This is a genomic window from Nocardia sp. NPDC004415, from assembly GCF_053602435.1.
Map to the genome: position 1 here is coordinate 44,675 of NZ_JBSGDP010000009.1, position 15,248 is coordinate 59,922.

Below are 15,248 nucleotides of genomic sequence, written 5' to 3' on the forward strand. Positions count from 1 at the left end.
CGAGCGCGCAACCCTACGGCCGACCCGTAGGTTCTGGGTGCGAACGCAAAGGCACGTCCTCAGGTTCGCGTGGTCCACCGACAGGTCGCCTGCGCGCGAGCCGGCCCGCGCAGGCCAGACCGGCGGCCACCGCCCCACTCAGCGAGACGACGACGCGGACATCGATCCGATCGGCGAGCACGCCGACACCGAGCGCCGCCAACGGGGTGATCCCCTGCACGACGGTGGTATACAGCGCGATGACCTGCGTCCTGTCCGCGGGCGGGCTGCTCAGCTGGAGAAAGTGGTTGGTCGTCTGCAGGAACATCGTCATGGCCGCGCCGCAGACCGCCAGCAGCACCATGGCAGCCACCACGCTGCTCATCAGCCCCAGCGCGGCCTCCGCGGTGCCGAGTACCACCGCGCACCCGATCGCCGTATTCGGCGACGGTGCACCCCGGCCACCGAGGAACATCGCCGCGAACAGCGAGCCGCACGCCAGGGCGGCGCTCACCGCGCCGAAGACCGCCGGGGTCGCGTCAAAGACCGTTTTCGCCAGGAGCGGCGCTGTCACCCGCAGATTCAGCGCGAACAACCCGACCACCGCGAGCAGCACGATGGCGCCGGTCAGGTGCGGATCGTCGCGGACACAGCGCAGGCCACGCAGCATGTCGAATCGTCGCGGGGCACGCGGCACCGAGCGCAGCTCGGATCTGCGCATCAGCGCGAGGCCGGCGATGGTCGCCGCGTAGCTCACCGCGTTGACCGCCAGGGCCGTCCCGGTACCGAATGCCGCGATCAGCACACCCGCGATGGCGGGGCCGACGAGCTGAGCGACACTGAAGTACATCGCGCTCAGCGAGGAGGCGTCGCGAAACCTCGCCTCACCGACGATCTCGCCGATGAAGGCCATCCGCACCGGCGTCTCGATCGCGTTGACGATCCCGATCACCAGCGCGAGCAGATACAGGTGCCACAGCTGCACCCCGCCCGACACGACGATCGTCGCCTGCGCCGACGCCACCAGCCCCGCCGCGGCGTTGAGAACGATCAGCAGGGACCTTTTGGCCATCCGGTCGGCAAGCAGACCAGCCCCCACGGAGACGAAAACCGCCGGGGCGAACTGACACACGGTGACCAACGCCAGCGCCGACGCCGAGCCGTGGGTGAGTTCGAGGACGAGCCAGTCCTGGGCCGCGATCATCATCCAGGTGCCGGTCACCGAGGCCAGCTGCCCGGCGACGAACAACCGGAAGTTACGCACCGACAGCACCGCGAAGCGCTCGGCCGCCCGCTTCAGGACCCTCGTCACCTCCCGCGCCCGGCGCGCACGGCGTTCACGCGCACGAGCGAGGCGCCATGGCGCCGGGCAGCTGATGACGGCCGGAGATGCCGAGTTTGCGATACACGTTCGACAGGTGGAATTCGACCGTCCGCACGGTCAGGAAGGTCACCTCGGCGATCAGCTTGTTGCTGTAGCCGTCGCGGGCGAACGCCGCGATCTTGTGCTCCTGCTTGGTCAGCCGGACAGCGCGCGGCTGGTGATAGAGGGTGGGCAGCAGCGCCATCGCACGGCGGGCCCACGCCTGGTTGCCGGTGGCGGTGGCGAGTTCGGTGGCGGAGTCGTAGACCTCGACGGCTCGCTGCAGTTCACCGTTGTCGGCGTACAACCTGCCCAGGTCACACAGGGCGGGCATCAGGTCATAAGTGTCGTTGGCCAGTTCGAGCAGCTCGACGGAGCGCTCGAGTACCTCGGGCGAGGTGTCGTCGCGGCGGGCCATCCCGGCCGCGTGCAACGCGCACCCCACCGCCCCCGGCGAGCCCCATCGGCGGGCATCGGCCAGTTCGTCATCGGCCAGGGCGGTGGCGAGGTCGGTCCGGTCGAGCCCGACCGCGGCCAGCGCCGCCTTCGAACGCCAGGGAATCACCGCCGGATTGGCCACTTCGGAACCGGCGAGCACCCGGCCGCACTCGAGGTAGTCGGCCAGTCCTCGCTCCAGATTGCCGTCTGCTCCGTGGAGCGCACCGCTGGCGGCGAGCAGATGCGCTCGCCCCTCCGGACTTTCGGCAGGGGGCGTCTCGTCGGCCAGCACCCGGTAGGCCGACTTCAGCTCGCCCAGGTGCACCTCGCATTCGACCAGCCACGCTCGCGTCACGCCGAGCAGCGACGCGCTCACCCGACCGGCGAGCAGGGCACGCAGATCGGTGCGGGCGGCGCCGACATCACCGGTACGCATCGCGACTCTGGCCCGGGCCAGCGCGATCACCGCCCGCAGTGGTTCCGGCGCCCGCGGACCCGCGGCGTGCGCCACGCGGTCGCACTGCACCGCGACGTCGGGGAGCCGATCGGCGTAGATCAGTACCAGCAGTGCGGCCCAGACCGAGGCCACATCGGCGAGGTCGAGGTCCGCGCCGAGCGCGGTCTCGGCGCGGTGCACGACCGCGAGCCGGTTCCCGCCCCGCAACGCCTCGCGGCGCAACGCGATCGCGGGGCGGACGGCGGCGATACCACCGGAACCCGAGTCGGCGTGCTGGTCCGCCCGGAGCAGGCGCAGCGACCGGCTGGTGGCGATCCCCGGCACCTGTTCCGATCTCCGCTGTCTCAGAGTCTCGTCCACAAAAACCCACCCCGTTTCGATACGATCAGATCTTTTGGGCCCTGTCCACACCTGAAATCCCCATCGAATCAACCATGTCGCGTGACCACAGAAAACCACTGTCAGCTCTGCGAATCGCCGACATCGTAGAGTGATTTACGCCCCCGTTGCCGCATCTCGAACGATCGATGAAGTCGCTCACCATCATATATCGGCGAATTCGACCAGCAGGTTCCGGAGTGGTGAACATCTCACCGCATCGGGGTTGATGAACTTTTGTTCATGGGCACACTGCATACCGCGACCGAGGTCGCCCGATATTTGCCGCATCCGCGATACCGTCTGCGCACAAAAACGCCCGATCACGCGGCTCGGGGCCGGGTGATCGGGCAAATATGTGCTGCCCTTCGGTGGCGTCAGTTCTTGGTTGCGGTGAAATCGGCGCGGAACGACTCGATCAACGATCCGTCCGCTCGATATTGGGTGGTCGTGCCCGTCGAGGTGAATTTCTGGGAATTGTTCAGTGTGCCCTGCTGAGAACCTGTTACCGACCCGTCCGGTGGCAGATTGTGGTTCAGGTCGAAGGCGATGGTCTTGCCCTGCTGTGTCCAGGTGAGGGTTCCGGTGAGGCCACCACCCGTGACCAGGGTCCCGCCGCCACCTTCATCGAAAGTGAACACGCCGGTACGGGTGACCGGCCCGGTCGACAGATGCTCGACCACACTCACCGACCACGAGCCGGTCAGCGAACACGCCTGCTGCTCTGCGACAGCGGTGCCCGGGACGAACAGCGCCGTGACGACACCGAATGCCACCATCAGCACGCCCAGGACAGAACGGCGCGATCGTACGATTCTTGTCATTGTTCTTCCTCCGGTGTGACCAGAATGCCGCCTATCGGCTGCGGCTGACCTCTTTGATGAGCAGGCTGCTGAATTTCGGGGTCCCGGCCACGGTGATCACATCGACCACGGCACGGGGGTGGGTGTTGCGGACCGCGGCGGCGAGCAGGGCGTGCGCCAGGTCGACCCGCGAGGTGAACAGGCCGGGAATTCGGGTGGGGGCGATGGTGTAGTCGGTGACATCCACCCCGTCGAAGAGACCGGAGGCCCGGATGATCGTCCAGTCCAGACCGCTGGCCTGCAGAAACGCCTCCATCCGGACCATGTCGGCGTAGGCGGTGCGGCCGATCGTGCGCAGGATCGGGCGCACCGCCGCGCGGAAGAACATCCGTTCCCCTGGCGCCGCCGACGGCGGAACGCAGACGGAACTGACACAGACCAGCCGCCGCACCCCACCGCGCCCCATCGCTCGCGTGATATTGGCGATTCCGGAGGAATACATCGTGACCGGCTTGCGGGTATAGGCGGCGCCGACCGCGGAGACGACCGCGTCCTGACCCGACACCGCCCGGTCGACCGCGCCCGGGTCGAGGATGTCGGCCCGCACGACCCGCAGCCCGTGCGGTGCCGCGAAGGTCGCGGGATCACGCACGACGGCGGTGACCTCGTGGCCGTCGTCCATGGCCAGCCGGGTCACCTGCCTGCCGGTCGCGCCGTTCGCACCGAAGACAACCAGCTTCACTGCTTCTCCTCCGCTCGATCAGCCCTGGATTTCGGTGGTCAGCGCGCGCCTATAGATGGAAGGGTGTGGTGTGAAGCTGTAGCGGTCACTGGCGAGCATTTTTCCGGAAATCGAGAGGAATTCCGGATCGGCGAATGCCGCCTGAAAATCCTCGGCGGATTCCCAATGGGCGACATTGATCAGCTGAAACTTCGCATTTCCATCCACCGACCGGTGCAATGTCGAGGAAATGAAGCCGGACATATTTCGCATGACATCCAATGCCACTTGCCAGTCGGCGACCAATTCTTCGATATCACCGCCGGTCAGCTCGAAGACATTGATCAGCACCATCGGGTCGATTTGAGACTTGCTCATTCTGAACTCCGTTCACCTGTCAGCAAGGGGAGGGATAGCGAATCGATGAGACGTTCGAAGAATGCGCCATCGGTGGGCTCACCGAGAATCATGATGCGATGAAAGATCATCGCGGGAATAACGTGGGCGATCAGGCCGAGATCGGCGCCCTCGGCGATTTCGCCGCGCGCCCGCGCCCGCTCCACGACAAGGGCGTAGGCCTCACGCCGGGGAGTGGCGATGACGCGTTCGACAGTCTCGCGCAACTGTGGATCGCGCGCCATCGACGACGCGATCGCCGCCAGCACCGCATCGCGCCGGCTACTGGTGTCGACGTAGGCAGTCCCCAGTGCGATGAGATCCGCGCGCAGGCTGCCGGTGTCGGGGATCGGCACCTCCCAGCCCAGCGCCTCGATCGCGTCGCGGACGAGCTCGGATTTGTCCTTCCATCGCCGGTAGACCGTCGCCCGGCCCGCGCCGGCGCGGGCCGCCACGGCCTCGACGGTGAGCCGGTCGTAGCCCACCTCGGGCAGGATCTCCCCCGCGGCGGCCAGCAGCGCGCTGTCGCGACCGGGATCACGCGGGCGCCCACCGGATCGCAGTGGCACGTCTCCGTCTGATGGTGTCGACACGAGCCGAGCGTAACCAGTCCGATGATTCGATACAAGAGTGACTCGTATCATAACTCGCCGCTGCCGCGATCGACTACGGTTCGCTCGCTCCCGGAAGCCCGGCCGCTCCGGTGATCAGCTGTTCCGCACCACCTTTCGGTCACACCGAGCGATTACACACGAATTCCACGACAGTGCAGGAGAGGCAGAGATGAAGGCTGTGAACCGACGCGGATTCCTGGTGATGGGAGGTGCGCTGACGCTCGCGGGTAGCGGGTTGCTCACGGCGTGCTCGGACGACGGCCCCCGGGCCGCGACGCCCGCCGACATCACCGACCTGCGGTCCGTCCTGCGTGGTCGGGTGCTGCTGCCGGGCGACGAGGGCTTCGATCCCGCGCGCCGGCCGTGGAACCGTACCGTCGACCAGTCGGTGCGCGCGGTCGCCGAGGTCGCCGATGCCGAGGACGTCGCCGCGCTGGTCCGGTTCGCGGGCGAGGCCGGCATCGCGCTGGCCACCCAGCCGAACGGGCACAGCCCGTCCCCCGCGCTGGACGGGACAATCCTCGTCCGCACCGCCCGGCTCGACGAGGTGCGGGTCGACCCCTCCGCCGCGACCGCCCGCGTCGGCGCCGGGGTGCCGTGGAGCCGGGTCCAGGCCGTCGCGGGGCCCGCCGGGCTGACCGGGGTGACCGGGAGCGCGCCCGGCGTCGGGATCACCGGCTACACGCTGGGCGGCGGTCTCAGCTGGTTCGGCCGCAAATACGGCTGGGCCTGCGATCAGGTCAGCGCTTTCGAGGTGATCGACGCCCAAGGCAAGAAGCTGCGGGCGAGCGCGACGAGCGAGACCGATCTGTTCTGGGCACTGCGCGGCGGCGGCGGGGACTACGCCCTGGTCACCGCGATCGAGTTCGCGCTGCGACCGGCACCGGCGCTCTACGGCGGCCGGATGCTGTGGCCCGTCGCCGCCGCCCCGACGGTGCTGGCCGCGTTCCGGCAGGTCACCGCGACCGCCCCGGACGAGCTGAGCGTTTGGTGGAGCCTGTTCCGGTTCCCGAGCGCGCCGCCCATGGTCGGCATCGACGCGACCTACCTCGGGACCGAGGAACAGGGCACAACGCTGCTGCGCCCCTTCGACAGCATTCCCGCGCGGATGTCCGACAACCGCCGCGTCCTGCCGGTCACCGACCTGGGTTCCATCACCGGCGAGCCGACCGACCCGAGCCCCACCCGTCAGCGAGGCACGCTGCTGACCGGCCTCGACGACACCGTCGCGCAGGCCCTGCTCGCCCGGCCCATCGATCCCCTGCTCAGCGTGCAGATCCGCCATCTCGGCGGCGCGCTCGCCCGGCCCTCCGACTCCGCGGCGGGCCCGATCGCCGAGCCGTACTGCGTGAACTTCACCGGATTGCAGACCGCGCCCGGCACCGCCGAGGCGCTGGACGCGCGCGTGACCGAATACCTCGACATCCTGCGCCCGGTGGACAGCGGCCGCACCCCGTTCACCCTGTTGGCACCCGATCAGTCAGCCGCCGAGGCGCTCGCGCACTCGCTGCCGCGCCTGCGCGAGATCAAACGCGACCGCGACCCCGACGGCGTGTTCCGCAGCAATTTCCCGGTACTCACCTGAGCATCGATCGCTGACCGGTTGCCACATGCGTAACCAGTAGCGCGCGTCACACTTTATCCACTACTCTTGGACACATGACCAAGAGCACCTGGGTGAACTGGGCGGGCGAGCAGCGCTGCACACCCGCCGTCGTCGCCGCGCCCCGCGGCGTCGAAGAACTGGCCGAGATCGTGACCGCGGCGGCCGAGGCGGGGCGCACCGTGCGGGTCGCCGGCTCGGGTCATTCGTTCACCGACGCGGTGCTCACCGACGGCACCCTCGTCGACCTGGGCGGGCTGAACCGGGTGCTCGAGGTGGACACCGCGACCGGGCGGGTGCGGGTGGAGGCCGGGCTCACGCTCAACGCGGCGAGCCCGCTGCTGCACGAACACGGGCTGGCGTTCCCGAATCTGGGCGATATCGACACCCAGACCATCGCCGGCGCCACCGCGACCGCCACCCACGGCACCGGCGCGAAACTGCAGAACATCTCCGCGGCGCTGCACTCGGTGGAGGTCATGCTGGCCGACGGCAGCCGGGTGGAGCTCAACGAGCAGACCGATCCGGACGGGTGGAAGGCCGCGCGGGTCAGCATCGGCGCGCTGGGCATCGTCACCGCGACGACGCTGCAGCTCGAGCCGTCGTTCGTGCTCGACAATGTCGAACGGCCGGTGCCGCTCGACGAGGTGCTCGCCGATCTCGACAGCTACGTCGACGGCAACGACCACTTCGAGTTCTTCGCCTTCCCGCACAGCTCGGTGGCGATGACCAAGGCGCTCAACCGCACCGACGCCGCCGAACAGCCGCGCGGCCGGATCAGCGAGTGGCTCAACGACATCGTGCTCGCCAATCACCTCTACGACGGAATGTGCAAGGTGGGCAGGCGAATCCCCGCCGCCATCCCCACCATCCACCGGCTGGCCGCGCTCGCGGGCAGCAACAACAGGCAGACCGATCGCTCCTACCGCGTCTTCGCCACCCCGCGCCTGGTGAAGTTCAACGAGATGGAATACGCCGTGCCCCGGGAACATTCGGTGGCTGCGGTCCGCGAGATCGTCGAGCTCGGCAAGCGCTTCGACACCCCGATGCCGATCGAGGTGCGCTGGGTGGCCCCCGACGACGCGTTCCTGTCCCCCGCGGGCGGGCGCGACACCTGCTACATCGCCGTGCACCAGTACGAGGGCATGGTGTGGGACCCGTATTTCCGTGCCTGCGAAGCGGTTTTCGACACCTACGGCGGCAGGCCGCACTGGGGCAAACGGCACTACCAGACCGCCGAGACCCTGCGTCCGCGCTACCCCGACTGGGACCGGTTCACCGCGGTGCGCCGCCGCCTCGACCCCACCGGGGTGTTCGCCAACGACTACGTGCGCCGGGTGCTGGGTTCGCTGGACTGATTCCGCCGGTACCGGTTGTTCCACCCCGGTGGCGCGGGTATATCTGAAGTGCCACAAGCACTTCGCTCCAGCGCCGAAAGGGCGACCATGGCCCACACACCCAGCGTGTTGTTCGTCTGTGTCCAGAACGCGGGCCGGTCGCAGATGGCGGCGGGACTGCTGCGGGCCATGGCGGGCACCCGCATCGAGGTGCGCACCGCGGGCAGCGAACCCGCCGACGCGCTGCATCCCGTCGCGGTGGCGACCATGGCCGAGATCGGCATCGACATCGCCGGCGAGCAACCCAAGGCGCTCACCGACGACGCCGTCGGCCTCTCCGATGTGGTGGTGACGATGGGCTGCGGCGAGGTGTGCCCGTACTTCCCCGGGATCAGCTATCGCGACTGGGTGCTGGCCGACCCGGCCGGGCAGCCGATCGAGGTGGTGCGCGGCATCCGCGACCACCTGCGCATCCTGATCGGCAACCTCATCGCCGAACTGATTCCCGCGCCGACCCGCTGACGTCCGATTCGTTCAAGACGCCCACCGACGCCTCGCTTACGCTGCGGATATGACTCCACGGCTTGATGTGATCTCGATCGTCGTCTCCGACATGGCCGCCTCGGTGACCTTCTATCGCAAGCTCGGCCTCGCCTTCCCCGAGGGCGCGGAAACCGAGAAACACACCGAGGCACCGCTCGGTGGCGGCCTGCGCCTTGCGCTGGACTCCGAGGCGGTCATCGCCTCGTTCTCACCGGGCTGGGAGCCGCCGACCGGGCACGGCCGCAGCGGGATCGCGTTCCGCTGCGCCGACCCGGCCGAGGTGGACAAGTTGTGGGCCGAACTCGTCGCGGACGGCTACCACGGCGACCTCGCGCCCTGGGACGCCGTCTGGGGCCAGCGCTACGCCACGCTCGCCGACCCCGACGGCCAGGGCATCGACCTCTACGCCCCGTTGCCCAGCGAATAGGCCGACCAGCCGCGCGGGTCGCGCTGGCGCCGCTGGTACCGGCCCAGGATCTCGCGGACCTCGTCGCTGACCGGCGGTTCCCCGGTCAGCCTGGTCCACAGGTGGGTGTCGTGTTCGGTCAACCGCACCGGCCCGGTCGCGGCGACATCGACGACGAAGGTGAACTGCCTGGTCCGCGCGCCGGTACTGGACAGGTAGTCGAATTCGCCCAGGTAGTCGGTGACCTCGGTGACCTCGAGCCCGGTCTCCTCGGCGACTTCGCGGGCCACCGCGTCGTCGAGGGCCTCGCCGGGTTCCACGACCCCGCTCGGTAGCTCCCAGCGGCCGCCCAGCGAGTCGGATCGTCGGCGGCGGAGGATGAGCACCCGGTGGTGCCGGACGACGACGGCACCGACGACAAGTCGACGGACTTCGTCTCGTTCGGCCTCGATACGGAGCGTGGAGTACACGGATTCGTCGATCATTCGGGTCACATCCTCTCGTCGTGTTTCGGACTTGCCTGGCACAAGCGACGGGGCGTGCTCTGTGAGCATAACTTTCCCCCGGGGCGTTGCCGAATGAGACTTTCCGGGCGCACGGTCACGGATTACCGCGGCTGCAGTGCCCGGACCGAGCATCCGGCCAGGTCACGGAACTCTCGGGACAGGTGCGCCTGGTCGGCGAAACCGGTCACCGCGGCGGTCTCGGCGGCCGGGATTCCGGCGCGCACGGCGGCCAGCGCGCGCTGGAACCGGAGAATTCGGGCCAACATCTTGGGCCCGTAGCCGAAAGCCGCCAGGCTGCGGCGGTGCAGCATCCGCGCCGAGAGCCCCGCCAGCGAGGCCGTGTCGGCCACCGTGGCGCCCGCGGCGAGATTGTCCGCGACGGCGGTGAGCACCGGGTCGGCGCGCGCTTTCCCCTCGGCCAGTCGAGCGGCGACCGTCTCGAGCGCCACCACCCGGTCGGGCGCGTTGTCGATCGAGTCGATCAGCGTGCGGACCTCCCGGGTGGGCAGCAGATCGCCCAGGTCGACCCGCTGATTCAGCAACTCCACCGCGGGCACGCCCAGCAGCGCGGGCGCCGTCCCCGGCGCGAACCGGATCCCGACGAACTCCCCGGCCCGATCCGACGGCGCGAGAAAGGCGCGGCTGTCCGGCCCGGCCACCATGAGCGCGCCCTCGGTCCAGATCAGATCCATGCACCCGTCGGGATAGACCGTGACCGGCCCCGGCCGCGCGGACCGGCCGCGAGTCCACACCACGGCCCGGTCGAGGCGTGCCGCACGCTCCCGGTAGTCGGTCATCCCCCGACGGTAGCCCCGCCCACCGACACCTTCGACCGCTGGTCCGGTGCGATGAGCCACAGGCGTACCGTCTCGTCGGCGCTGCCGGTGGCCAGCAGGGTGCCGTCGCGGCTGAAGGCGACGGCGGTCACCGCGTCGGTGTGGCCGAGCAGCGGCGCGCCGACCGGCCGCCGGGTGCGGATGTCCCACAACCGCACGGTGCGGTCGGCCGACGCCGAGGCCAGCAGGGTGCCGTCGGGACTGAAGGCCACCGCGTGCACGGCGTCGGTGTGCCCGGTGAGGGCATCGCCGATCTGCGCACGGGTTCGCATGTCCCACAACCGGATTCCCGCGTCCAGCCCGGCGGAGGCGAGCACGGTGCCGTCCGGGCCGAACTCGACGGTGTAGAGGGACTCGGTGTGGCCGAGCAGCGGCGGACTCGCGAGCCCGCGCGTGCGGGTGTCCCAGAGCCGCACGGCCTGGTCGAGGCCGCCCGCGGCCAGCAGGGCGCCCGTGGGCGAGAAGGACAGGGTGGTCACCGCGACCGGCCGGTCCACCAGCGGCGGCCCGATCGGCTGTCCGGTCCCGGCGTCCCACAGGCGCAGCGTGCCGTCGGTGCCCGCCGTGGCCAGCACGGCGCCGTCGGGGCTGAAGCCCACCGCGGAGACCCAGCCCCGATGACCGGCCAGAGACCGGCCCGCGGGATCGGTGACACGGGTGTCCCACAGGTGCGCGGTGCCGCCGCGGCCACCGGCGGCCACCGCCGAACCCGTCGGGTCGAAGGCCACCGCCTCGACCCACGCGCCGAGCCCGTGCAGGCCACCCACCGCCGACCGGGTCCGCAGATCCCACAGGGTGACACCCTCGGTGTCGCCGCCGGTCGCGAGCGCCGTCCCGTCGGGGCGGAACGCCAGGGCCGCGATCCTGGTGCCGGTCCGGATCGTCGAGGCGGGCGTGGCGCGCGAGATAGTGCCCGCGGCCGCGCCGACCGCGACCGACCAGAACCGCACGGTGGTGTCGAAGCCGGCGCTCGCCAGGAAGTTGCCCTCGGGACTGAACGCGACGGACAGGATCGAATGCGTGTGCCCGGTGGCCGGGGTGCCCAGCGCGCGACCGGTGCGGGGATCCCAGAGCCGCACGGTCCGGTCGTTGCCCGCCGTGGCGAGCAGTGATCCGTCCGGGCTGACGGCGAGCGAGATCACCGAATCGGTGTGGCCGGTCAGGGATTCGCCGAGCTGACGACCGGTGCGTGGGTCCCAGAGCCGGGCTGTTCCGTCGGCGCCGCCGGAGGCCAGCCGGGTTCCGTCCGGGGTGAAGGCGACCGACTGGACCCAGCGGCTGTGCCCGGTGAGCGGTCGGCCGATCGGCGCGCCGGTGCGCGGGTCCCAGAGCCGGACGGTGCTGTCACCGCCCGCGCTCGCGAGCATCGCGCCGTCGGGGGCGAAGGCGACGTCACAGACGAGGTCGGTGTGGCCCCGCAGCGGCGCGCCGATCGGCTGCGCGGTGCCGACATCCCAGAGCCGCACGGTCCGGTCGGCTCCGGCGGTGGCGACGGTGGTGCCGTCCGGCGCGAATCGGACGGCGTGAACGGTGCCGGTATGACCGGTCAGCCGGGGTCCGGCCGGGCGGCGGGTACGCGTGTCCCAGATCTGCGCCGTCCCGTCGGCACTGCCGGTGACCAGCAGTTTCCCGTCCGGGCTGAAGCGCGCGGAGAAGACCGCCGCGGAATGCCCGATGAACGGCTCGCCGACCGGCTGCTGGGTCTGGGCGTCGAGGACGCGCACCATGTTGTAGTCGGCGTCGCAGACCGCGACCGTGGCGCCGTCCGGGCTGTAGGTCACCGAGCAGACCGGCACCGCCATGTTCACCGTGGCGATCGGATTCAGCGGCGGTGCCTGTGTCGGCCGGTCGCCGGTGGGCGGTGTCGTGGCGCGCACGGTCGGCGCGGTGCGCGCGGTCGGTGGGTGCGGGGCCGACGCGGGCGATGGGTGCGGCGCCGCGACCGACAGCGCGTCGGCGGCCGCCCTGGCCAGCGCGGCGCAGCTCGGATAGCGTTCCGCGGGCTGCTTGGCCAGCGCGGTCGCGACGACCCTGTCCAGTGCCCCGGGGAGGTCCGGCCGTAGATCGGTGACCCGTGGCGGTGGCGCCGTGAGATGCGCGCCGATGATCGCGGCCTGCTCGCCCGCGGGGAAAGGCTTTCTGCCGGTGAGCAATTCGTAGAGCGTGCAACCCAGGGAGTAGATGTCGGCCCGATGGTCGGCCGGCGTGCCTAGGAAACGTTCCGGCGCGGTGTAGGGCAGGGTCGCGGCGATGCCGGAGACCGTCACGGTGTCGTCGAAGGAGCGGGCGATACCGAAATCCGCGACCAGCACCCGCTCCTCGTCGGTGTGGTCGCGTTCCACGAGCAGATTCGCCGGTTTGATGTCGCGGTGCAGGACGCCGTGGTGGTGGGCGTGGTCGAGGCCGCGGGCGGCGTCGGCGATCCAGCCGGTCACCCGGTCGGCGGCCAGTCCTGCCCGCGCGTCGCGCAGCAGCCCCGCCGCGTCGCCACCGGCGATGTAGCGCATGGTCAGCCACAGCGTGGCCTCGTCGGCGGCGCTGCGGTCGTAGACGGCGACGATGTTCGGATGGTCCAGCCGCGAGGCCAGCCGCGCCTCGCGGTCGAAGGCGGCTCGTGCCCCGGCACCGCCGCCGGTCAACTCCCCCAGCACCTTCAGCGCGACGGCCCGGTCCAGCCGGGGATGCCGCGCGAGATACACCACGCCCATTCCGCCCGCGCCGAGTTCACGCTGCACGGTGTAGCCAGCGAACACCGTGCCCGGTAGCAGCCGCACCACCGACCCCCTCCACCCCGCCGACGAACTCGGTCCACCCTACCGCCGCCCACGCGATGACCGGTGGCCCGCACGGTACTGTCACACCCGATTCACCAGTGCGCGGGGAGGTTTCGGCGGATGACAGGGCCAGTGCGACGGGCGGCCGGAGTCGATCCGGCCGCCGGGATCTTCGTCGGGACCGCGCTCGGCGCGATCGCGTTCAGCCCCGACGGCACCCTGGTCGCCGCCGCCGGCGCGGACGGTGTGCTCTACCTCTGGACGACCGCCGACAACGCGCCCTGGGCGCTGCCGGTCCCGCTGCGGGCCGGCTCGGTGCACGCGCTCGACTTCAGCCCGGACAGCCGGGTGCTCGCGGCCGGATGTGCCGACGGCACGGTGCGCTGCTGGGAGCCCTACACCGGAGTCGCGCACGGCAGGCCCTGCTCGGGCCATGTCGACACGGTCACCGCGGTGCGCTTCGGTCCCGACGGGACGACACTCGCCTCGGCGGGTAGCGACCGGACCGTGCGGCGCTGGCAGGTCGGCGACGGCGCGCCGATCGGGCGACCGCTCATCGGCCACGGTGACGGCGTGACCGCGCTGGCGTTCCATCCCTCCGGGCGGCTGATCGCGTCCGGGAGCCGGGACGGCACGGTGCGGTTCTGGGACGCCGAGACGGGCGCGTCGGTGGGCCGTCCGTTGGCGGGGCATACCGACTCGGTGTACTCGCTCGCGTTCGCTCCCGACGGATCCCTGCTCGCGACAGCCGGTTTCGACCACACCGCGCGCCTGTGGTCCACCGACACCGGCGGGCCCTTCGGCCGGGTGCTGTCGGGCCACAGCGGGTTCGTCACCTCGGTGGCGTTCAGCGGCGACGGCGCCCGTCTCGTCACCGGTGGTACCGACAACACCGTGCGGGTGTGGGACACGCGGACCCAGCAGCCGGTCGCGGAGCCGCTGACCGCGCACAGCGCGCCGGTCATGGCTCTCGCCGTCGACGCGTCCGGCGCCCGGTTCGCCTCGGGCGGCTACGACCAGAGCCTGCTGTTCTGGCGGTTCGACGAGATCACGGACCGCTGAAGGGACGCAGTGCCGCGAACTCGGCGGTCAGCCGTGCGGTGCGCACGGTGCGGTCCAGCCAGCGCCGGGCCCTGGTCAGCGGATGGTCGGGGAATTCGTCGTCGTAGCGGCGGTCGTCGGCGGCGTGGCAGGGCAGGGCGTTCTTCAGCCACGGGTCGAACGGGTGCGGCCGGTAGAAGTCCGCGAAGCCGATCCGAGCCGCGAGCACGGCCTCACGCATCCCGGTGACACCGTCCTCCGGGCACAGGATCTGCAGGGTGGCGCTGCACGCGGCTTTGGGCACCGTGACCGACGCGCAGAACGCCTGGCCGCGTGGCTGATTCGGCAGCGGGAGCTTCTCCAGCCGGTCAGGCAGTCCTGGCCGTCGATTCGCGCGACCCCGGCCTCGAGCAGGCAACCGGTGGTGCTGCGTTCCCGGGCGAGGGCGCGCAGCAGATCGCCGGTATCGCCATCCAGCGCGGCGGGCAGGTCCGGCACCATGTCGTGGTAGGCCAGGCTGACGATGTCCGGCGTTCCCCGCACGGTCCAGGCGGCGAGCCCGAACGGTGGGTCGGGGATACGCCGAAAACCGGTGATATCGAACGAGATCGGCACCTCGTCACGGTACCGGTGATCGGGCTGCCGGGACGGGCGGGTTGTCACCGCATAGGGTCCCGCTATGACCGTGTTGCGTTCCGTGTTGTTGTTCGTGCTGGCCGCTGTCGCCGAGATCGGTGGAGCCTGGCTGATCTGGCAGGGCGTGCGCGAGCATCGCGGGATGGTGTGGATCGGGGCCGGGGTGGTGGCGCTGGGGGTGTACGGGTTCGTGGCGACCTTGCAGCCGGACGCGCATTTCGGGCGGATCCTGGCCGCGTACGGTGGGGTTTTCGTCGCGGGGTCGCTGCTGTGGGCGATGGCGCTGGACGGGTTCCGGCCGGATCGGTGGGATGTGCTCGGGGCGCTGGTGTGCCTGGCCGGGGTGGGCATCATCATGTACGCGCCACGAGCGGCCGGGTGACGGTCGGTAGCATCTGGCGGCGACAGCATTCCGTT

16 protein-coding genes are annotated in these 15,248 nt (G+C 70.5%); 6 read left to right on the top strand and 10 right to left on the bottom strand.

What is annotated here, in order from left to right:
• Positions 1-13 precede the first annotated feature (13 nt).
• The 6 genes from ACWEMY_RS06645 to ACWEMY_RS06670 form a co-directional block, all read right to left on the bottom strand.
• Positions 14-1,291: an MFS transporter gene (locus tag ACWEMY_RS06645; protein WP_452389174.1), complete on the bottom strand. Its 1,278-nt coding sequence runs from the start codon at positions 1,289-1,291 to the stop codon at positions 14-16.
• 25 nt (positions 1,292-1,316) lie between these two features.
• Positions 1,317-2,561, bottom strand: a complete 1,245-nt coding sequence (locus ACWEMY_RS06650) for a helix-turn-helix transcriptional regulator (protein WP_452389175.1) — start codon at positions 2,559-2,561, stop codon at positions 1,317-1,319.
• 431 nt (positions 2,562-2,992) lie between these two features.
• Positions 2,993-3,298: a hypothetical protein gene (locus ACWEMY_RS06655; RefSeq protein WP_452389176.1), complete on the bottom strand. Its 306-nt coding sequence runs from the start codon at positions 3,296-3,298 to the stop codon at positions 2,993-2,995.
• A 172-nt stretch (positions 3,299-3,470) separates the two neighbouring features.
• Positions 3,471-4,160 (bottom strand): NAD(P)-dependent oxidoreductase, encoded by a 690-nt coding sequence (locus tag ACWEMY_RS06660; RefSeq protein WP_452389177.1) that lies wholly within the window; start codon positions 4,158-4,160, stop codon positions 3,471-3,473.
• Positions 4,161-4,178: 18 nt separating this feature from the next.
• A complete protein-coding gene (locus ACWEMY_RS06665; protein WP_452389178.1) occupies positions 4,179-4,517 on the bottom strand; it encodes an antibiotic biosynthesis monooxygenase family protein in 339 nt (112 codons plus the stop codon).
• The gene (locus ACWEMY_RS06670; protein WP_452389179.1) at positions 4,514-5,179 is read right to left on the bottom strand and encodes a TetR-like C-terminal domain-containing protein; all 666 of its coding nucleotides are present in this window, start codon (positions 5,177-5,179) and stop codon (positions 4,514-4,516) included. Before ACWEMY_RS06670 ends, ACWEMY_RS06665 begins: the two co-directional genes overlap by 4 nt.
• Positions 5,180-5,318: 139 nt before the next feature.
• Between ACWEMY_RS06670 and ACWEMY_RS06675 the strand changes: the two genes are divergently transcribed.
• From ACWEMY_RS06675 to ACWEMY_RS06690, 4 genes are all read left to right on the top strand, one after another.
• Positions 5,319-6,734, top strand: coding sequence for an FAD-binding oxidoreductase (locus ACWEMY_RS06675; protein ID WP_452389180.1), 1,416 nt, complete (start codon positions 5,319-5,321; stop codon positions 6,732-6,734).
• A 74-nt stretch (positions 6,735-6,808) separates the two neighbouring features.
• A complete protein-coding gene (locus ACWEMY_RS06680; protein ID WP_452389181.1) occupies positions 6,809-8,110 on the top strand; it encodes a D-arabinono-1,4-lactone oxidase in 1,302 nt (433 codons plus the stop codon).
• Between the two features lie 87 nt (positions 8,111-8,197).
• Positions 8,198-8,611 carry an arsenate reductase ArsC gene (locus ACWEMY_RS06685; RefSeq protein ID WP_452389182.1) on the top strand — a complete coding sequence of 138 codons (414 nt, stop codon included), beginning with the start codon at positions 8,198-8,200 and terminating at the stop codon, positions 8,609-8,611.
• A 49-nt stretch (positions 8,612-8,660) separates the two neighbouring features.
• A complete protein-coding gene (locus ACWEMY_RS06690; protein ID WP_375929525.1) occupies positions 8,661-9,059 on the top strand; it encodes a VOC family protein in 399 nt (132 codons plus the stop codon).
• Here the strand turns inward: ACWEMY_RS06690 and ACWEMY_RS06695 are convergent.
• The 3 genes from ACWEMY_RS06695 to ACWEMY_RS06705 all read right to left on the bottom strand — a co-directional run bounded on the left by ACWEMY_RS06695 (position 9,035) and on the right by ACWEMY_RS06705 (position 13,157).
• Entirely contained in the window at positions 9,035-9,523 is a 489-nt protein-coding gene (locus ACWEMY_RS06695; protein WP_375929526.1) for an NUDIX hydrolase, read from the bottom strand. The genes ACWEMY_RS06690 and ACWEMY_RS06695 overlap by 25 nt on opposite strands.
• A gap of 122 nt (positions 9,524-9,645) precedes the next feature.
• Complete coding sequence (locus ACWEMY_RS06700) at positions 9,646-10,341, bottom strand: DUF6597 domain-containing transcriptional factor (protein ID WP_452389183.1); 696 nt, start codon at positions 10,339-10,341, stop codon at positions 9,646-9,648.
• Positions 10,338-13,157, bottom strand: a complete 2,820-nt coding sequence (locus tag ACWEMY_RS06705; protein ID WP_452389184.1) for a protein kinase domain-containing protein — start codon at positions 13,155-13,157, stop codon at positions 10,338-10,340. Before ACWEMY_RS06705 ends, ACWEMY_RS06700 begins: the two co-directional genes overlap by 4 nt.
• Before the next feature lie 117 nt (positions 13,158-13,274).
• Between ACWEMY_RS06705 and ACWEMY_RS06710 the strand changes: the two genes are divergently transcribed.
• Positions 13,275-14,216, top strand: coding sequence for a WD40 repeat domain-containing protein (locus ACWEMY_RS06710; RefSeq protein ID WP_452389185.1), 942 nt, complete (start codon positions 13,275-13,277; stop codon positions 14,214-14,216).
• Here ACWEMY_RS06710 and ACWEMY_RS06715 read toward each other — a convergent pair.
• Positions 14,203-14,499 carry a hypothetical protein gene (locus ACWEMY_RS06715; RefSeq protein WP_452389186.1) on the bottom strand — a complete coding sequence of 99 codons (297 nt, stop codon included), beginning with the start codon at positions 14,497-14,499 and terminating at the stop codon, positions 14,203-14,205. The genes ACWEMY_RS06710 and ACWEMY_RS06715 overlap by 14 nt on opposite strands.
• 375 nt (positions 14,500-14,874) lie before the next feature.
• On the opposite strand from ACWEMY_RS06715, the gene ACWEMY_RS06720 reads away from it, so the two are divergent.
• On the top strand, positions 14,875-15,213 hold the full coding sequence (locus tag ACWEMY_RS06720; protein WP_452389187.1) for a YnfA family protein: 339 nt from the start codon (positions 14,875-14,877) through the stop codon (positions 15,211-15,213).
• Positions 15,214-15,248 lie beyond the last annotated feature (35 nt).